This is a genomic window from Shewanella sp. NKUCC01_JLK, from assembly GCF_019345615.1.
Lineage (GTDB): Bacteria > Pseudomonadota > Gammaproteobacteria > Enterobacterales > Shewanellaceae > Shewanella > Shewanella oncorhynchi.
This window is the reverse complement of record NZ_JAHKRD010000013.1, coordinates 93,522-113,230: the sequence shown is the minus strand read 5'-3', so window position 1 is coordinate 113,230 and position 19,709 is coordinate 93,522. Positions and strand designations below refer to the sequence as shown.

The window sequence follows — 19,709 nt, the reverse complement described above, 5'->3', positions numbered from 1 at the left end:
AAAGCATCATTTCTCTAAGGTATTTTTGCGCTCATCGGTGTAAAACCACCAAGGTTTAGGATCTTCACCTGCCATAAAACGGGTGATGGAGATAAACACATCGAGCATACAGGGGTCGTGTCTTTTGCCCGTTTTGTCGCACAGCGTTTGATACAGCTCGTAGGGGTTTCTATCTAACAACTGCTCAGGCTTATCTATGCCAAGCAAACGTAAATCCGCCGCACAGGCTTTGCCAATATTGGGTAAATCAGTCAATTGCTTAACCTCGGCACGCACGACTTTTGCTGGATTCATTTTTATCTCTTGGGGTGTAGTCATACTTGATAGATTAGCCTATTGGCCCACAGTTAACCGCGTTAGCCTGTTAAGATATTTCGCCTTCCTTGGCAAAATCTGTATTGCACTTCTAACGCTTTATTAAGGTTACAGTTTTTCTATATCAACATTTAAGCTATTAAGATGTTCAAGCAAAGCTGGATTGACATTATTATCCACTTTTCCGCCTAAGTACTTACCAAAGAAACGTTCAGTCGCAATTATCGAGGCGAGCTTGTTGGCACGTTTGATAAATCCATGACCTTCATCTTTGGCGAGTAAGTATTCAACGGGTAACGATTTTTGGTACATTTTTTTCGCAATATTATCTGATTCAACTTGAGTCACTCGCGGATCATTCGCTCCTTGGATAAGCATCAGCGGTGCTTTTATGTTATCGACAAAATTAATTGGGGAGCGGTTCTCCATATCTTGTTTTTGTTCAGGAATTAACGGGTCTCCCACCGATTCAAACCATTGACCTAAATAGGGGCGCCAGTAATCGGGGAAAGACGCCATTAGCGTGACTAAGCTTGACGGCCCCACATAGGCGATCACAGCTTGGTAAAGATCTGGCGTAAAAGTCGCGCCGGATAAAGCCGCATAACCACCGTAAGATGCGCCAAAGATCCCCAAGCGATTTTTATCCGCAATCCCTTGTTCAACCAAGTAATTTGCACCATCAGTCAGGTCATCTTGCATACTGCCAGTGCCCCAATTGTTATTGCCTAAGTTGAGGAAGTGTTTGCCAAATCCTGTCGATGCGCGAAAGTTTGGCTGTAACACGGCATAACCACGGTTGGCATAGAACTGAGCAATCGCATGGAAGTAACCCGAGTCTAGCGCCCAGTAGTCCCGAGCCCAAGGGCCGCCATGGGGCAGAATGATGGTGGGTAAATTGCGCTGGTTTCCCTTTGGTAATGTCAAATAAGCCTGAATTTTTACACCATCCCTTGCGGTATAGACTAGGGATTGTCTTGGTGATAGCAGTTCTGGTTGTATGCTTGGAGGAATATCCGCGAGTAAGTGGATATCACCATTAATGGCATTGTATTGGTAATCTAAGCTCGATGCCCTATCGCTCGCGACGTTGATCTGCCAGAGATTATTTTTCTCGTTACGTTCGGTAATGGTTATTTCAACATCTTGATTAAAATGCTTATTGATCACATCCCAGTGCTTAGCAAACTCAGTATCAAGTGGATAGGTTCTTAAGCGCCCGCCGTAATAGGAAATGGCTAAAGGTTCACCAGCATCGTTAAACAATACCTGATAAACATCCGCTTCATCGTTAGGATCTTTATGTAAGGTTTCATATTTTCCCGTCATAAGATCAACTTTGAGCAGTTGTTGTTTATCCCGCTCCCCAATGTTGGCACTGATATAGGCGAGTTTTTTCGCATCGTTTACTTTTAAGATATCAATGCTTTCACCCTTAGCAGTGTGGATTATTTTACGCCAAGTGCCATCAATGAGTGTGTAGAGGCTATAGCTGTTATCTAGATTAGTGCTACTGCCAATAACGGGATGCCCTTGCTTATTAAACTTCATTTGCACCAAGTTTAAGTTGTTTTCAAAAATAGGCGTTAGCTTGCCATCATGGGTGTTGAGCCAATAGATATCCATCCGACTCGATTCATCGTGGTTCGCCATCACAACCAGCTGCTCAGGGTTATCCTTGGGCTGTTCCATGACGCTGTATTTCACCTTGTCATTGTGCGTGAGTTGCTGCTCTTTTGGCGCTATTTTGCCTTGGGGAGTTTCAAAGCTGAGTTTAAAAATTTGGGTGTTTTCATTTCCCCCTTTATCTTTCATAAAAAAGAGTTCGTTACTGTTTGATGACCATTCAAATTCTTTAATAGGTTCAATGGACTGCGTTAAGAGTGTCGCGCTTGCAAGATCGCTTTTATCCGCCATTACATAAATATTGCTCGCACCTTGGTATTCCTTTGTGAAGGCTAACCATTTACCGTCGGCGGACATTTTTAAATGGTGAATATTTTGCTCATTGAAAAAATCTTCGATGGGAATGAGCGGCACTTGGGCTTGCTGGCTGTTAAGCCTATCCGTATTGGCTTTTTGCTCAGTGGTTGAGGTTGAACAGCTTGCGAGTAGCATAGCGGCAATAGCAGCACTGCATAACTGGCTTGTGAAGGAGGATAATCGCATTGTTGTAACCTTGAGTTGTTAGAAGTGACATCATGTTAATACGAAAATTAATTATCGTAAAACAATAAAATTATATTTCTTTGCAATATATTTTACCGAACGAGTATACTAGCCAAGGTTAAAGAGCACTGGGATTGGATTAAATTTAGGATTGAGTGATGAATAAAAACATAGAAAAGTTAATAAAAATCAGTGCATTTTTCCGGTGGATGATTTTGTTGGCCGCTACGATTGTGGTGGTGTATCTGGGTTATAGCTACTTAGTCCATGATGAGATACGTTTTGGATCGAATAATGGATTGTTCCAAGCGCTATGGGTATCGCCTGATGCGAGTCAAACCTTGTTGCTGTTAATGTTAAGTCCATTGTTTATCACGTTTTTACTGGGTGTTTATTGGCTGCAAAAATTATTAGCCTACTATCAAGACGGCTTGTTTTTTAGCGACGAAAGTATGCATTGTTATCTGTGGTTGGTTTGGCTTAAGGTTGCCGCCTTAGTGATAGAGATACTGCAAACCTTAGGCGTAGGTTACTATCACAAGTCGCTTTTTGAGGATACCCGTATCGACTTGGCGCTCGATTTTGGCAATATCACCACGATTTTATTGATGTTGCTGATTGTTTATTTGCTTAAAGCTGCCCGAGATTTTGAGGCAGAAAACAAAGAGTTTGTGTAATTTTGGACATTATCGTTAATTTAGACGTCATGATGGCGATACGGAAGGTGAGTTCTAAGGAGCTTGCCAAAGCGGTTGGCATTACCGAAGCGAATTTATCCCTGCTAAAACGTGGCAAGGTGAAAGGCGTGCGTTTTGAAACTCTGGCGAGTATTTGTGAGTACCTGTCGTGCCAGCCTGGGGATATTTTAGAATATCGTAAGAGTGATACATCGGACTGAGTTCTGCCGTTTTAGCCTTGTTCAACGCATCCTAGGACGCACTTAGTTAAGTGCTATCCTAGGCTTGCCGTGGTTAGGCTTTAACCAGTGTTGTCAGATCCGCTGGGCGATAGTAAACCGATTTTAGTACCTTGCCTTGGCGAACCACTTTACCTGCCATTTCCACATCTTTAGCGCATTTGGCTATGATGAAATCACCTTGCTGACTACCGACAATTTCAACACCTTGTTTGGCATAGAAGGCAATGGTCTCGGCCAGTTCTTGCTCGTTACGGCACACTTTACTCATATTGCTCGAGTGGACTTCATCCCAGCAGCTAATAAAGTCGATTTCACGGTTTTGAGCTACGCAAAGCAACAAGTCAATCAGGTAACTGATTTCGAGCCTATCCGTCATTGCTTGCGCGCCTAAGTGCACTAAACGGCCCATTAACACGTATACAGAATCGACTATGGCATCAGCCTGTTCGATACGGCTATCGGCTTCTGCAAGTTCAGTTAACTCCTCAATAATTAGTGAAGTATGTAAGGTATCGGCCTTGTCATCTAAAGAATCAACATCATTAACGGGCAAGTCGAAGGTGCTACGAAACTCACTGATATCACGATATAAGTGGTCATAAATAGGTTGAGTTAAGCGGGTGAGTTTCATCTGATTTGCCTTGAAATAAAGAGTTTGGCGGCAATTTTAAAGAAATGCGTCGCAGAATACAAAGATGGGGTAGAGATAAAAATACCCGCAGCCAAATAGGCGGCAGCGGGTTTCGGTAAATTTTGGCGGATGACCGAATGGAGAAATATATTGTGAGTCTGTGTTACTTGGTGATTATTGGCCGTATTTTGCAATCAGTTGATCAAGATAAGGGCCAACGTCTTTATCAGCCCAATCGAGATATCCCCGCACAAAACCGACAAGATTACCTTTAGCATCAAAAATATAACTGGCGGGTACGACATTCGCGGGAATGATTTGTTCTATGTTTTGCTCCGGGTCAAGCCAAGTGGCATAGCCGCTAAAGCCATGTTGGTTAAGAAAAGGGCGTACATCTTTAGATTCTTCATCGATAGAGATTGGAATGATGGCGATATTCTTCCCTTGATACTGCTGCTTAAGCTTGTGGAGTTCTGGAATTTCCCTTAAACAGGGGGCGCACCAGGTTGCCCAAAGATTAACTAAAACCAATTTTCCTTGGTGCTGTTTTAGGGTTTGGGTTTGTCCTGATTCATCAATAAAGGGAACTTCTGGTACGCCGCGTGCGTGCTGCATTTCTATAAAACCAGTCATCACTAGTGGCTTAGGGAGGGGCTCTCCCGTACTGTAGAGTTTATTGTCTAGTGAGTGGGCTGAGCTGCTATTAGAAAACAGACCTAAACACGCGAGTAGAACAAAGGGAAAATAGTGTAATTTCATCTGGTTATCCTTTACTTTCAAATAGTCGTTTGTGTTTTTCTACGGGTTACCAATGCGAGACACAACCCAACACCAAGCACTAATAACAGCAGTGGCCCAAACCAAAGTGCGAAGGTGGAGGCTTTAAATTCAGGTTGATAACGGATTTTTTGACCATAGCGTTGCACCATAAAATCGATAATCTCATCTTGGCTTTGCCCCTGTTCCAGCATCGAGAATATTTGTGCTTTGAGCTCGTGGGCGATTGGCGCCTGTGATTCAAATAGGCTTTGATTCGTCGCCATAGGGCAACGCAGCACTTTACTGATATCTATTGCCTGTTGTTGGTAGGAAAGGCTTGATATGGGCTGAGCTTGCGCGACGGATAAGCATGGGATATCTATCCCACATAAGGTGATAGGGAGCAGTAAGACTAAAAAGCGCAATATTGGATTCATTAGGCAAGTGTCTCCTGTGGTTCGTGATGGGATAGGTTACCTAAGGTTGTTAAATCAGCTTGGTAGCTAAAATGGCGAGTAGGCCAAGCGGCAATCGCCCCACCTAGCATCATTAATAGCGCACCAAGCCAGATCCAACTCGCAAGGGGTTTATAGCTGATGCGGATAAGGTATTCGCTGTCACTTAATTGCAGCCCCATAGACACATAAATATCCCGCCAGAATCCATGATCGATACCCGCGTGGGACATTTCCATCCCATTGCTTTTAAAGGTTTGGCGTTGCGGCCTAACGTAACCGAGGATCACTTCATCATTCGCACCATCGCGGATACTGATATTGGCCTGAATGGCGGTAAAGCTACTCGTTTCAACATTCTCAGTGCTTTCATAAACTAAGACATAACTCGCTAAAGGCTTACCTTGACCAGGCCCCATTCGCAGTAGGGCTTCCTGTTCAAAAAAGGAGACGGATGTTGCTCCAATAATAGTGATAGCCACCCCCAAGTGGGCGAATAGCATGGCTATAAACCCTTGTTTTGATGATTTAACGGGAGGATTTAAGCCGTGCTCGCTGCGGTTTTGGGTTAATTGACGGGCATATATTCGTCTACCCAATCCTGAGGCTGCCAATATCGTGAGCAATAAACACACTAGCAACCAAAGTGCTGCGGCTGTGCCAAGGAGTAAAAATAAGCTACTGCCCGAGGCGGCCTGTAAGCTTACCCTGCCAGCGACGGCTAATATCACTAGGCTAGTAATGAGCAGGGAAGTAATACGAGTCTTTGAGGCATTTTGCCATTGCGCTATTTGCCATTGCGCTATTTGCCATTGCACTAAGGGCGCAATGCCCATTAACAGGACAAGCAAGAAAGTGAGGGGGACAAATATAGCGTTGAAATAAGGGGCCCCCACTGAAAGTGTACCTAAATCGAGCAGCTCATAGATCAAAGGGTAAAATGTACCGAGTAATACGGAAAACCCTGCTACGACTAAGATAACGATCCCGAGCAGTAACAGCGTTTCTTTACTGAAAAGCGCGAAAGTCACATCCTGTTTTAAATGATGGGCTTTGAGTGCAAAAATGAGTAACGCAGCCCCAACAAAAATCACTAATAAGCAGAGGATTGACATGCCACGGGTCGGATCGGCGGCAAAGGCATGTACCGATTGCACTATGCCGGAGCGCACCAAAAAGCTGCCGAGTAAACTGAGTGAAAATGCCAATAAGCACAGCAGTAAAGTCGTGAGTTTAAAGCCATGAGTACGTTGAGTGAGAATGAGGGAATGCACTAATGCCGTTGCCACAAGCCAAGGAATAAAGGAGGCATTTTCTACCGGATCCCAAAACCACCAACCACCCCAACCCAGTTCGTTATAGGCCCACCAAGATCCAAAGGCATTGCCGCCCGTTAGAAACACCCACGCTAATAATACCCAAGGTCGTAAATAGTTAATTTGACGAGTATTAAAGCCACCACCGAGCAGTGATGCTAACGCTGCGGCAAAGCAAACTGTGAGGCCAACATAACCAAGAAAGAGCATAGGCGGATGCAGTATTAAGCCAATGTCCTGCAATATGGGGTTAAGATCTCGCCCTTCAATCGGAATGTTAGGTAATAAGCGGGCAAAGGGATTAGAGGTAAAGAGTAAAAATAAGTTAAAACCAAGGATCACTAATGCCAAAATGGCCAACAGCCTCGCAAAATACTGGGCGTCTTGGTATTTATCGCTGGCCTTATCTTGAGTGCAATCCGCCATCTTTATGCGATAACTGATGATCGCCCCCCAAAGGGCAATCGCAAATATCCAAAACAGCATTGACCCTTCGTGGCTGCCCCAAACGGCGGCTACTTTATAACCCAAGGCTAATTGGCTATTCGAGTGGTTTGCGACATAAGCAACAGAAAAATCATCAGTAATAAAGCAATAAATTAAGCAAAGAAGTGAAACGAAAACTGAGGTAAATATGGCTCTAAAGAGTGTCGGGCTTAATCCCACCAGATAGGCATTATTCTGCTTAACACCGATTAAGGTCAGTGTTGCAGAAAATAATGCCAATACGCTACTGATGATCAGTAATATATGTCCAATTTCTGGAAGCATAGTTGTCATTTATTATGCCTTAGAATAATGTGGTCGCGGTAATATAGTGTTTACAGTTGGCTATTTTACCCGTGTGATTTTCACATGCTGATTTTTATTAAGTTCGCTCAGAAACTTGAGTTATTTTCTTGTGATTTTAAATTTACATATAAGACCTTATTGGGAAAAGTCAGTTTAATCACAAGGTTTAATCACTGTTGATTTTAAGATTAGTCGAGTTTCGAATTTAATAATGTGATCTTATCCGTTATTAAATCATTCCTTTTTACGCTTGATGTTTTTTGAAAAATCAAACGCATTTTTAGTTTTTTTTATAACTGAAATGTGCTTTTTAACTTCTAAAAAATAAATGACATTAATTTTGTAAGTTATTGTATTTAATTTGTTTTAATTGATTTTATTCATCTTGATTTATCAGCGGGAATTTAGTGTGCTCTAGCTCTGATTTTTAATGGTTTTTTGCCTCCACCATGCTGTAACTGGTCAATTGTTTATGTCGTTCAGTGAGCAGTTAGGTTCAGTAGAAAATAAAAAACTAATGATAATTAGGAGTGAATGATGAAACGATGGAAATCCAAAATAGCACTCAGCGTGCTGTTTTGTTTAGGTACTATCGTCAGTGTGGCCGGAATAGCATCCGATGCTAAACCGGGCGAGGTAAAGCCTGGCTATGGTAATAAACAACAGAGTGCGGAAGCTCAGGGAATTATGGCTAATCCCGATCTAACACTAGAATCCCGTGGTGTAAGAACACTGCAGGATTATATTGTTCAGGAAAAAGAGTTGTTTGATTTTCTTTTTGAAAATCATCCGGTATTTAAATATGCCGAGCAAGGTCGTTTAAAAGGAACCTATAAGGTCAGTGACCGTGGTGAAGAATACTTACACGGTGGTGATAGCCAAAAATATAGCCAACATCAAGAGGGCAATCGCCCTATGGCATTGCAATATCGCCTCGGTGCCAAGTCGATTTTGGACTTCCCAAATAAGTTTGTTGGACCTGAAAAATGTGGTGAGTGCCACGGTCCACAATATGAAAAGTGGAAACGTTCACGCCATTCAAAAACCTTACGTTTCCCGGGGAGTCATCCCGAAGTCGATAACGATTTAAACAAAACCATGTATGGCACTAAGGATACTTCTATCCTGCCAGACGGCATTACCCCTGATGCAATTTATGCGACGGTGGGAACACCAAGAACCAAATACGGCTTTATCGATAGCTACTTAGTACGCGGTACTTTCCATGTGAAAGACGGTTTACTCAAAGATGGTACTGGCACTATGGTCGCCGGTGGTAACCAATTCTCCCGTGGTTGGGCTGAATGGTTAACCCCTGAAATGGCGAAGAAAATTCAGAAAGTTATTCCTGAATTTCCAACTAAAATGGAAGATTTTGGCGCGAGTGGTTCACACCAGTGGGGTATGAGCTCCTATGGTGCTAAATACGAGAAGGAATTCTTATTCCAACCTGCGAGTTCCTATTGCGAAATGTGCCACACCTTTAAGTTTGATTTTAAAACTAAAGATGAGTTTTTTGCAGCCCTTGGTAATCCTAAAGAGCTCCAAAAACATACAGTGTCACTCGGTATTACCTGTGAAGAGTGTCATGGCGCAGGTGGTCATTTAGACGGCGGTATCGGTGGTGGTATGCCTTCTAACTGTGAGCGTTGTCACCAGCGTTTTAACTTCGTAGAAGAACTTGCGCAAACCCCACAGGGTAAAGAAAAACTGGAATATGCCTTTAACGTGAAGATGAAATCTTCGTGCCCATCTTGTGGTACAGAAGGTTCGCAAATGTTTGCCTCATCTCACTACGATAAGGGTATGCGTTGTTCTACCTGTCATGATCCACACGAAGTGACTGATGGTGATTGGAAATCCGGTATTACTAAACCAAAACTCATCAAAGAATGTACCGATTGCCATACGGCACAGGCTGAAATTGCGAGTAATACCAAGACCCACAGTAAACAAACCTGTCAAAGCTGTCATATGCCAAACATGGGTAGTTGTGAAAACTTCACCGCGATCCAGTTCCCTGATATGGCCGGTTTCGACAACGTTCGTAAGTCGCACATTTGGAAAATCGATGTCGATCCATTGCGTAAGACGCTTAACCCACCTGAAGGTAAGTCTCGCGACTCATCCACTAAGGGCTGGACTGTGGCGAAGGACGAAAATGGCCATAACTACCTCGATCTCATGTGGACCTGTGCTCGTACTTCCGCTTCTGATCACGATGTAGTGGATAACAAAGGTTGCCATAGCCAATTCCAATCTAAGTTGGGTGAGGGTCTGCACTTTAAAGATCAACAGCAAATCTACGGCAAAGTTCAGAAGTGGCAAAAACCAGTGAAAGAAACCTATGCCAAAGTAGAAAAAGCCCTTATTAGCATCGATAAGTCGCCCAATATGGCGAAGTTATCGGTAGAAGATAAGACACAAGTGCTGTTGTTGACCGATAAAGCTCAAGATGTCCTCAAGCTGATTAAAGCCGATGGTTCATGGGGTGTTCATGGTGCGCGTTACTCACAAAAACGCTTAGATGCCGCCTTGACCTATGTGACCCAAGCCCAAGCCATTATTGATGGTAATGCGCTGAGTGCGAAGAAAATATAGTTTAACTTGAGTCCTAGTTATCCCCGACACCTTTGGGTGTCGGGGAATATGAGAGCCTAATTATGCATAACATGCTTCGTCAAAGTGTAAGCCGAATATTGATGGTGTTGGCCTTAGGCGTGACTGCGATGCCAGTCATCGCCGGTGGTGGCTCAGAAATGTCTGAAGTGCCCTATAACGAAATCCAATTAAATCCCATTTCGATGATGGAAGCGGAAACCTTAGTCGGCAAGCAAGGCGTTTATTTTTTCGACGTAAATACACTGGAGATATGGGCAGAAGGTTTTATCCCCGGAGCAGTTTTTTTCAATGTTCAGAATTGGAGAGAGTTACTTCCAAAGAATAAAGATGCAGTCATGGTGTTTTACTGCGCTAACCGCCTTTGCACCAGCAGCAATATGGCGGCGAGAGAAACCATGAAGCTAGGTTACACAGGTGTGCGTCATATGGCCGATGGTATTTATGGCTGGCGTATGTCAGGTCGAGTAACAGAAAAACCTTAGTAACACACAGGACCGATATTTTATCGGTTTGGTTTGCAGGGCCAAAAGGCGAAACCCACAGGGTTAACATTGTAGAGAACATAAAATGAAAACACGTATGCCAACTTCTTTTATCCCCAAAAGCATCACAGTGGCGACCTGCGCCGCATTATTTGTTTCGGTAGCCAGTTTTGCCGGCACAAGTCTGAAAACCGATGCAGATAAAACCTCTTACAGCATTGGCGCTTCTATTGGTAATTACATTTCTGGCCAGGTTTATAACCAAGTTGAATTGGGCTCAGAGGTGAATGTCGACTTAGTCGTGCAAGGTTTTGTGGATGCGCTCAAAGATAAACAGCAATTAACCGACGAAGAAGTGCTGACCTACCTGAACCAAAGAGCAGAACAACTCAATGCCGCAAGAACTGTCGTTGCTGAAAAACAAATGGCAGAAACTAAAAAGGCAAGTGCGGCATATCTTGCTGAAAATCAAAAAAAGTCTGGCGTTAAAGTCACCGCCTCTGGTCTTCAATACGAAGTATTAACCCAAGGTAAAGGTCATAAACCCAATCCAGAAGATGTGGTCACAGTGGAATATGTTGGCACTCTTATCGATGGGACTGAGTTTGAAAATACGGTTGGACGTAAAGAGCCCACTCGGTTTGCATTAATGTCGGTGATCCCCGCTTGGGAAGAGGGATTAAAGTTGATGCCTGTGGGGTCTAAATACCGTTTTGTGGTACCTGCAAGCCTTGCCTATGGCACTGAAGCCGTAGGTATTATCCCTCCTGAGTCAGCACTTATCTTTGAAATTGAACTGAAAAATATTGAGAAACCCAGCGAAATGAAAGAGATGAAAAATAAAAAGATGATGCCTGCACACGGTTAATCAGCCTCCTAAAACGAGTTGTTTGGAGAGTGAAATGGAGACTGGAATGGTGAGCTTAGGACTAGGCATTGGCATCAGTTTACTGTTGTTTGTTGCTTACATTTATTGGCAGCACATGCGTCTAAACCTAGTAATGGGAATCGCACAGTTGCCAAACATGTCGAGCAAGGTGCCCTTTGCGATGGGAATCGTCCTAGTGCTGCTTACCCTTGCTATCTACAGTCAAACAGGCCGTTTTAGGGATTGGGATCAAGGTCGGATTGATGAAAATATTGATTATTTAGTGGCGGCCGAGATCACCAAAGCCAGTCGTTGGGCTCAGAGTGAGCCGCAAAACACCTTGGCACTTATGTCATTAGCTCAGGCTTACAATGCGGGAGGTTTGTACTCAGATGCGGTGCTGACCTTAGATAAATTACTCGAAATAGGGGGAGAAGATGCCGAAGTGTTAGGGGCAAAAGCTAACGCGCTTTATTACCGTGAGCTTCGGCAAATGACACCTGAAACCCAAGAGGTGATTGCCAAAGCATTAGCACTCTCTCCCTTTGAGCCTCAAACCCATATGTTACTCGCGGCAGATGCTTACTTGCATGCTCGTAACCAAGAGGCCATTGACCATTGGCAGCTCCTGCTCAAACACAATGGGGACAGTATCAACCGTGAAGCAATCGATAATGCGATTGCAAAAGCACAAAGCAAAATGAATGAAAGATGAAACCCGTTTCTATCAACCCTCGCCGTAAAGATCTGTCCCTGCAAGGAATCTGGCGAGGCGTTGATATTTTAATAAAAGGATAAATAGGATGAAGAAATACTATGTATTGTTGCTGTTAGTGCCCTTGCTATTTGGCTGTAATAAAAGCGAGGCCACAGACCATGTTCATAAAGCAGAGATGATCCACGAGCATGACCGTTGTCATTTATGCGGCATGGTGATCACTAAATATCCCGGACCTAAAGGGCAAGTGCACCTCAAGGCTGAGAAAACGGTACCTAAGTTTTGTTCTAGCCGCGATATGTTTAACTTTGCATTACAGCCTGAAAATAAAAGACAAATTGATTACATGATGGTGCATGACGCGGGCACGACCGATTGGGATCAGCCAGACGATGGCGCCTTTATTGATGCTCAAAATGCCTTCTATGTTTACGGTACGACCAAGAAAGCCGTGATGGGACCTGCCGTTGCCCCTTTTAGCACTAAAGCTGCCGCCGAAGCCTTTGCTAAGGAATACGGTGGCCGAGTACTGAGATTTGATGACATCACCTTAGAACTGCTCGCGGGTGATAAATAAGGTTGTGATGATGAAGCTGCGTCTCGTCCTTATCTGGCTGCTGTGCTTTGCCTCTTTTGCTAGTTGGGCTGCACTCATTCGGGTAACAGATACAGATTCACTCACCCTTGCCCTTAACAAAGCCCAAGCAGGTGACACCTTAGTGCTAGCCACTGGGGTGTATGAAGGCTCCTTTAAGGTGACGCAATCCATTTCGCTAAAGGGGGAAATAGGCGCGACATTAGATGCACTGCGCCAAGGGAGTGCATTGGTCATTGAGGCACCTCAGGTGAGTATTGAGGGGCTCAATATCCGCCACTGGGGACGGGATCTGTATTACCGTGATGCCGCCATTTTACTCAAAAAAGGGGCGGATAATGTGCTGATTAAGGGAAACCGCTTGGTGGGTGATGGTTTTGGTATTTATGGCGAACAGCTAAACTCGCCCACCATCACGGACAATAGTATTAGTGGCAACGGTGCCATTCATGTGCTTGATCGGGGTGATGGCATTTATCTTAAGCATGTTAATTCGCCACAAATTGACCGAAATCAGCTGATTTTTGTCCGTGATGGTGTGTATTTAGAGTCCGTGACCCACAGCCGCATTTATGAAAATCAATTCACTAAGCTGCAATATGGCATTCACTATATGTATACCCAAGCCGACGAAGCGTGGCAAAACCAAGCGATTGCCGTCGATGGCGGTTATGCCCTAATGAATTCAACCCATATTTACCTGCACCACAACCGTGTGACTCAGGCGCGGGACTTTGGCATTTTACTCAACATTACTGAGGCATCCCATGTGCAAGCCAATGTTGCGAGTCAAATCCATAACCCTAAGGGCACTGTGGAGCTTGGCAATGAGGGGAAAGGTATTTTTATTTACGCCGCTCAACATAACCGTATTCAAGATAACGAGTTTAGCCACAGCGATACCGGGATCAGTATGGCCATGGGCGGAGAGGAAAATCGCCTTTGGCATAATCGTATTATGGCCAATCAAACCCAAGTCAAATATGTCGGAGAAACTCAACTTGAATGGAGTTATCAGGGGCAGGGGAATTACTGGTCGGAATATCAAGGTTGGGATCTGAATGGCGATGGATTAGGGGATATTGTCCATAGGCCGAATGACAGTTTAGATAAACTGTTTTGGCTTTATCCTGAAGCCAAACTGTTGATGGAAAGCCCCGTTGTTTTACTACTACGTTGGGTGGAACGCCAATTTCAGCCCCAAGTGACGAGCGGTATAAGTGATAGTTTTCCACTAATGCAAAGTGGCGCGCACGTACTGATTGATGGAGGTTCGCGATGAATCATCAAACTTTGACCTGCTCAGTAAGTAAGCCTATAGCGAGTGCAGATGTGGTTGTTAAAGCGACAAATATCAGTAAATGCTATGGCAAGTTTAAGGCACTGGATGATGTGAGTTTTGAGGTATTAGCGGGTCAAGTGATCGCACTCCTTGGGCATAATGGTGCGGGTAAATCTACGTTACTCAAGCTTATTTTGGGATTACTTACCCCCACAAGTGGTCTGCTCCAAGTTCAAGGTCATAGTGTCGGAAGTATGAATGCCAGACAGAGTTTGTCCTTAGGCTATTTACCTGAAAATGTGAGTTTTTATGACAATATGACCGCCAATGAGCTGCTGCGATATTTTGCTAAGCTTAAGGGCATTGCCTTGCCTAAAGTGCATGAATTACTTTATGAATTTGGTTTAGAGGCTGCTAAAGATAAGCGTTTGAGTACTTTTTCTAAGGGGATGCGGCAACGTCTTGGGCTCGCGCAGGCGATATTGGCTGAGCCTAAGGTACTGTTACTCGATGAACCGACAGTTGGCTTAGATCCCTTGGCATCGGCTTTCCTGTATCAAAAAATCGCTCAGCTCAGGGCGCAGGGCTGCGCCATTATTATCAGTACCCATGAGTTGGGATTAGTACAAGATCAGATGGATCGCGCTTTGATCTTAGGTAGAGGACGAATGTTAGCTTCGGGAAGCTTAACCTCCCTGAGGGCAGCGACTCAGTTGCCAAATCATATCTTGTTGCATTTTCTATCTAATACTCAAAGGCAAGCATTGCTAGCAGATCCCATTTTAGCGGCATGTGTTAAGGCAAATGCGGGGCAGGGACTCATACTAGCCGTGCCACAGGAACAAAAGTCAGCCGTGTTAAATCACTTATTACAAAAAGTGCCCGCGGGGGATTTTTCTATTGAACCTCCTAGTTTGCAGAGTGTGTTTCATCATTACATGGAAAGTCTTTGCCCCCTTCAGTCGCCAACAATGCCCACAAAGACTATTAATATAACAGATATAAATCAGGCGATTAATTTGGAATCAGTCCTATGAACCGTTCCGAGGTTTTGCACCATAGTTTAAGTGCTCTGAGCATAGTGAGCACCATAGCCGCCAAAGAGTTTAAGGATAATTTACGTAATCGTTGGTTATGGATGATGGCGGGAATCTTGTTGCTGCTATCTCTGTGTGTGAGTTTTATGGGCAGCGCTGTGTCCGGCAACTTAGTGGTATTTGAGCCTGCCCAGATCCTCTCTGGGTTAGTCACTTTATCGGTATTTATGCTCCCTTTAGGTGCGATTTTATTGAGTTATGACAGCTTTGTTGGTGAAAAAGAATCCGGCACTCTGCTGTTACTGCTGACCTATCCATTAGCACGTTGGCATCTGGTGTGCGGCAAGTTTTTAGGCCATGCCTGCGTGATGACCATTGCCTGCATTTTGGGCTTTGGTTTAACAGGATTAATACTGATATCACTGGGCGATACTCAGGCCCAGTTATCCATAGCGATCGGGTTTAGCCATTTGATTATGAGCAGTATTTTGCTGTCATTAGTGTTCGTGCTCTTGGGTTATTGGATTAGTTTGTGTGTGCGAGAAAAAGCTAAGGCACTGGGGATATTACTCATTTTATGGTTTGTGCTTGTGCTGGTTTATGATCTGATTTTACTCAGTGCTGTGGTTGGAATGAGTGAGATGTTTAATCGTACTGTATTCAATCTACTGATTTTGTTGAACCCCACTGATCTGTTCCGTGCTTTAAATTTACTCGCGACTCCCTCGGATACACTCGCGGCTAAAAGTAGTCTCACTCTGCTTGCTCAAACTGGGCTGGGCTTACCCTTAATGTATGGTTTGCTGGGTGGCTGGATTGGTGCATTACTTTTGTGTTGTTCTTGGATCTTTAAATACCAAGAAATCTAGTTTAGCGACCTCTGTATTAGTCTAACTTTGTACTTATTAAACAATGACTAAACTGAGTATAGAGTCACACTCTTATATGTTGTTAAAAGGTAAAATTAACCATCTTGACTTGGTGATTGCATATCATCGTTTTCTTGGAAAGAAACAATGTCACATGATGATTGCATGTTGTTAGTGTAATCAAACTTTATCAGTATTGGCTGATCTTTCAGGCGTTTAACATGCATAAAATCACATCTTATTTAATGTTAGATGAACAGGCTAAGGAATTAGTCGATCATGTGAATGGGACAACCATCAGCCTGACTTTTTCCGAAACGGCCTTATTAGTGCTGCTGTTATCATCCACGAATGCCATTTTTACTAAGGAAGAATTGCTGCAGGTCGGCTGGCCTGAAAGGGTGGTTGCTCCTACCTCTTTAACACAATGCATCAGTACCTTACGTAAAAAGCTCGAACCCTATACCGAAGTGCAGCTTAAAACCGTGGCACGCCGCGGTTATCAATTGCATATCTCTGAACAATCCCATGTAAAGATGCTGGCGATCAATGATGCGAATGCAATTCGTGATGCCTTAGTGGGGGTGTCGGTTTGGACTAAAGTTGCTGGTATTGCCCTCTTGTGCGCTATCTTGGCAATCGTTTGGTATGTGAGCGACCATCATGCGGTGGTTAAACAGGTGGCTAAATGGCATGCCGATAAATATATCAGCCTCAATATTGGTGGCACGCTGGGGACGGCACGAACCTTCTATATTGGTGATGAGGATCGTTTACATCCTTCATGGTGGCAAAAACATTTAGCGCCAGAGGGAAATCACATCAATAACCTTAATTACTTCAGTGCGTTTACCTCAACAGATGGCAAAAATTATTCGATGGCGATTTGCCCTGAGCTGGACGCCGATGCCTGCAGTGGTCACGGCATCATCAATGTCACGGCGATAGATGCAAAACCCGCAGGATTAAATATGGCGGAGTTCATTCCGCTGAGCCAAATAATGGAGCAGCGCATTCGCTATAACCGTATTGTCCTCCCTGCGGATGATAAAGGAATGGGTGAGCTACTTGAGCATAATTACCATGCGGATATTTATTTTCCCGTCGCGGGCGAACTCTTAGTTCGTAACGATCTCAGTATGTCTCTGGTCTATGAAGGGCAAAATAAGGGTAAGTTTTATTCAACCTCCTGTATTACAGATCAAGATTGTTTAACGACGCCGATTAAATACACTATCCGCGGTGAGTTTGAGCAGTACCAGACCACAATTGATGACCTTAAAGTCGATGTTTTTCACGTTAAAGTGTTACAAAAAGAACTGACAAAACCGGATGAAGTCAGCCATTCTGCTATGCAGTTCTACCGTGAAATTCGTAAGCATGATATCCGTGATGAAGATTTATTTTATTATCGTGTTTATCAAAATGAGCACACGGCAGTATGGATCATTCCTCAGATGGGACAAGTACTTGCGTGGACTCAGTACACTCAGATCAAATTATAGAGCAGTCATTAGCCAGACTTGATTAAGCCGACATAGTGTCGGCTTTTTTGTGCCTGCAGTTGAGCGCGGTCGTGATGATACTAAGCTGCGTGTTTAAGCGTCTGGCTCAAATTGTTTGCATTAACTTTCTATCATAAAAATTGGCTTTGTTTTACTTCTTCATTCAGTGCCAGTTACACTGCCAAACCTAATCATCACAAGATAAATACAATAATAAAAAAGAGAGGAGTCATTCATGTCGGACCGTCTTATTCCCGTGCTATTACTATCAACTTCAGTACTGGCTGGGCTCACTGCTTGCAGTGATAACACCACAGAAAACACCGTAAAAACCAGCGAAAACGCGCTAAAAAGTCAAGACGTTGCGGCTCAAATGCCGATTGGCATTAATGTCGCGGCTATGACGCCAACGGTAAAACCAGGGGATGATTTTTATACCTACGCCAATGGCGAATGGATGAAAACGACGATGATCCCAGCCGATCGCTCCAGCACTGGCGCTTTCCTCGTTGCCTTTGAAGCAACCGAAAAGCATAAAACCAGTTTGATTGCCGATCTGGTGAAAGCGCAACATACGGCGGGAAGCGACGAAGCGCGTATCGCCGATTTCTACAAGGCTTACACAGATACCGCCGCTATTGATGCCGCAGGAATGAAGCCTGCCGAGGCGGATATTGCCCGTTATGAGGCCATTGCGAGCAAGCAGGATTTATCTGCGGCGTTAGGCGGAAATCTGCGCGCCGATGTCGACCCTCTCAACGCGACTGACTTTTATACCGAAAACCTATTTGGGATCTTCGTCACCCAAGGTTTAGCCACGCCGGGCGAAGTCTTACCTTACTTTTTACAGGGCGGTTTAGGCTTACCTGAGCGTGAATATTACCTGTCTGCCGATCCTAAAATGGTCGACATTCGCACCGCTTACCGCGCTTACATTGAAACCTTGCTCAAAGATGCGGGTGTGAGCGATGCCGCTGTCCGTGCCGATCGTATTTTCGCCCTTGAAAACAAGATTGCCGCAGCCCACGCCAGCCGTGAAGCAAGCGAAGATTTTACTCAGTCTTCGGGTGTATGGAGCCGTGCTGACTTTGATGCCAAAGCACCGGGCATCGATTGGACTGCCTTTCTAGCGGCGGCGCAACTGGGCAATCAGCCTAAATTTGCGGCCTACCATGCAACGGCGATTACGGGACTTTCTGCGCTTGTGGCCTCAGAGCCTTTAGAAGCATGGAAAGATTGGCTCGTGTTCCACCATATCAACAGCCATGCTGATGTGTTGCCATCGGCTATCGACAACGCTTCGTTTGCTTTTAATGGCACTAAGCTTTCTGGCACGCCAGAGCAGCGCAGCCGCGATAAACGTGCCTTAGCAGCACTCGACCAATATTTAGGTGATGCCGTAGGCCATGCCTATGCCGAGCAATATTTCCCTGCTTCGGCCAAAGCAGAAGTCAGCACTATGGTGGATAACATAGTGACCGCCTTCGGTCAGCGAGTGGAAAAACTCGATTGGATGGACCCTTCAACCAAGAAAGAAGCCCTAGCAAAAGTGGCAACGATGGCGGTGGGCGTGGGTTATCCCGACAAATGGCGCAATTACGACAGCTATGCAGTGACTGCGACCAATGCCTACGCCAATGCCATCAATGGCGAAAAAGTGGAGTACAGCCATCAGTTAGCCAAGATTGGCAAACCAATGGATAAAGGCGAGTGGTGGATGACGCCGCAAGTGGTGAATGCGGTGAATTTGCCCGTGCAGAATGCGCTTAACTTCCCAGCGGGTATTTTGCAACCGCCATTCTTCGATGCTAAGGCCGATGCCGCTTACAACTATGGCGCGATTGGCGCTGTGATTGGCCATGAAATCAGCCATAGTTTTGATAACAATGGTGCGGCCTTTGACTCGACTGGTGCTATGCGTAACTGGTGGACGCCCGCTGACTTTGCTCAATTTGATAAGCAAGGCGATGCGTTAGCGCAGCAGTTTGATGCCTATGCGCCTTTCCCTGATTTACACGTGAATGGTAAGTTGACCTTAGGTGAAAACATTGCCGACGTAGCAGGTTTAGCCGCCGCTTATGATGCTTACCACGCCTCGCTTAAAGGCAAAGATGCGCCAGTGATTGGAGGCTTTACGGGTGATCAACGCTTCTTTATCGGCTTTGCGCAAACCTGGGCCACTAAGATGCGTGACGAAGCCCTGCGTGCTCGGGTGGCAACCGATGGACATGCCCCCGGCATGTATCGCGCGCTGACCGTGCGTAACTTAGATGCTTGGTATACTGCATTCGATGTTAAGCCTAGCGACAAGCTGTATTTAGCCCCTGAAGATCGCGTTAAGATCTGGTAAGTTTACTGGGTTGATTTGAAAGGAA

At 44.7% G+C, this 19,709-nt stretch carries 18 protein-coding genes; 12 read left to right on the top strand and 6 right to left on the bottom strand.

Annotation, left to right across the window (positions count from 1 at the left end):
* Positions 1 to 6: 6 nt before the first annotated feature.
* Positions 7 to 294, bottom strand: coding sequence for a helix-hairpin-helix domain-containing protein (locus KO537_RS15245; RefSeq protein ID WP_131524228.1), 288 nt, complete (start codon positions 292 to 294; stop codon positions 7 to 9).
* 129 nt (positions 295 to 423) lie between these two features.
* Positions 424 to 2,484, bottom strand: coding sequence for a prolyl oligopeptidase family serine peptidase (locus KO537_RS15240; RefSeq protein WP_219234781.1), 2,061 nt, complete (start codon positions 2,482 to 2,484; stop codon positions 424 to 426).
* A gap of 158 nt (positions 2,485 to 2,642) precedes the next feature.
* On the opposite strand from KO537_RS15240, the gene KO537_RS15235 reads away from it, so the two are divergent.
* A complete protein-coding gene (locus tag KO537_RS15235) occupies positions 2,643 to 3,161 on the top strand; it encodes a DUF2975 domain-containing protein (RefSeq protein WP_219234780.1) in 519 nt (172 codons plus the stop codon).
* A 2-nt stretch (positions 3,162 to 3,163) separates the two neighbouring features.
* Positions 3,164 to 3,382, top strand: coding sequence for a helix-turn-helix transcriptional regulator (locus KO537_RS15230; protein WP_063883682.1), 219 nt, complete (start codon positions 3,164 to 3,166; stop codon positions 3,380 to 3,382).
* Between the two features lie 73 nt (positions 3,383 to 3,455).
* Here the strand turns inward: KO537_RS15230 and KO537_RS15225 are convergent, their stop codons facing one another.
* The 4 genes from KO537_RS15225 to KO537_RS15210 all read right to left on the bottom strand — a co-directional run bounded on the left by KO537_RS15225 (position 3,456) and on the right by KO537_RS15210 (position 7,344).
* Positions 3,456 to 4,034 (bottom strand): nucleoside triphosphate pyrophosphohydrolase family protein, encoded by a 579-nt coding sequence (locus KO537_RS15225; RefSeq protein WP_105250355.1) that lies wholly within the window; start codon positions 4,032 to 4,034, stop codon positions 3,456 to 3,458.
* Positions 4,035 to 4,208: 174 nt separating this feature from the next.
* The gene (locus KO537_RS15220; RefSeq protein WP_219234779.1) at positions 4,209 to 4,793 is read right to left on the bottom strand and encodes a TlpA disulfide reductase family protein; all 585 of its coding nucleotides are present in this window, start codon (positions 4,791 to 4,793) and stop codon (positions 4,209 to 4,211) included.
* A gap of 17 nt (positions 4,794 to 4,810) precedes the next feature.
* The gene (locus KO537_RS15215) at positions 4,811 to 5,230 is read right to left on the bottom strand and encodes a cytochrome c-type biogenesis protein (protein WP_219234778.1); all 420 of its coding nucleotides are present in this window, start codon (positions 5,228 to 5,230) and stop codon (positions 4,811 to 4,813) included.
* A complete protein-coding gene (locus KO537_RS15210; protein ID WP_219234777.1) occupies positions 5,230 to 7,344 on the bottom strand; it encodes a heme lyase CcmF/NrfE family subunit in 2,115 nt (704 codons plus the stop codon). Before KO537_RS15210 ends, KO537_RS15215 begins: the two co-directional genes overlap by 1 nt.
* Before the next feature lie 549 nt (positions 7,345 to 7,893).
* Between KO537_RS15210 and sirA the strand changes: the two genes are divergently transcribed.
* The 10 genes from sirA (at position 7,894) to KO537_RS15160 (ending at position 19,684) form a co-directional block, all read left to right on the top strand.
* Positions 7,894 to 9,957 carry a dissimilatory sulfite reductase SirA gene (sirA, locus tag KO537_RS15205; RefSeq protein ID WP_219234776.1) on the top strand — a complete coding sequence of 688 codons (2,064 nt, stop codon included), beginning with the start codon at positions 7,894 to 7,896 and terminating at the stop codon, positions 9,955 to 9,957.
* 62 nt (positions 9,958 to 10,019) lie between these two features.
* A complete protein-coding gene (locus KO537_RS15200) occupies positions 10,020 to 10,460 on the top strand; it encodes a rhodanese-like domain-containing protein (protein ID WP_028761786.1) in 441 nt (146 codons plus the stop codon).
* 85 nt (positions 10,461 to 10,545) lie between these two features.
* Positions 10,546 to 11,328: an FKBP-type peptidyl-prolyl cis-trans isomerase gene (locus KO537_RS15195; protein ID WP_105250349.1), complete on the top strand. Its 783-nt coding sequence runs from the start codon at positions 10,546 to 10,548 to the stop codon at positions 11,326 to 11,328.
* A gap of 34 nt (positions 11,329 to 11,362) precedes the next feature.
* Positions 11,363 to 12,043, top strand: coding sequence for a nitrite reductase (locus KO537_RS15190; protein WP_251071121.1), 681 nt, complete (start codon positions 11,363 to 11,365; stop codon positions 12,041 to 12,043).
* A gap of 88 nt (positions 12,044 to 12,131) precedes the next feature.
* Entirely contained in the window at positions 12,132 to 12,623 is a 492-nt protein-coding gene (locus tag KO537_RS15185; RefSeq protein ID WP_219234775.1) for a nitrous oxide reductase accessory protein NosL, read from the top strand.
* Between the two features lie 10 nt (positions 12,624 to 12,633).
* A complete protein-coding gene (nosD, locus tag KO537_RS15180; RefSeq protein WP_219234774.1) occupies positions 12,634 to 13,923 on the top strand; it encodes a nitrous oxide reductase family maturation protein NosD in 1,290 nt (429 codons plus the stop codon).
* Positions 13,920 to 14,960, top strand: a complete 1,041-nt coding sequence (locus KO537_RS15175; protein ID WP_173247780.1) for an ABC transporter ATP-binding protein — start codon at positions 13,920 to 13,922, stop codon at positions 14,958 to 14,960. The genes nosD and KO537_RS15175 overlap by 4 nt, the downstream gene beginning before the upstream one ends.
* Positions 14,957 to 15,829, top strand: a complete 873-nt coding sequence (locus KO537_RS15170) for an ABC transporter permease subunit (RefSeq protein ID WP_173247777.1) — start codon at positions 14,957 to 14,959, stop codon at positions 15,827 to 15,829. Before KO537_RS15175 ends, KO537_RS15170 begins: the two co-directional genes overlap by 4 nt.
* Positions 15,830 to 16,050: 221 nt before the next feature.
* Positions 16,051 to 17,334 carry a winged helix-turn-helix domain-containing protein gene (locus KO537_RS15165; protein WP_105250343.1) on the top strand — a complete coding sequence of 428 codons (1,284 nt, stop codon included), beginning with the start codon at positions 16,051 to 16,053 and terminating at the stop codon, positions 17,332 to 17,334.
* 235 nt (positions 17,335 to 17,569) lie between these two features.
* Positions 17,570 to 19,684 carry a M13 family metallopeptidase gene (locus tag KO537_RS15160; RefSeq protein WP_219234773.1) on the top strand — a complete coding sequence of 705 codons (2,115 nt, stop codon included), beginning with the start codon at positions 17,570 to 17,572 and terminating at the stop codon, positions 19,682 to 19,684.
* Positions 19,685 to 19,709: the final 25 nt, after the last annotated feature.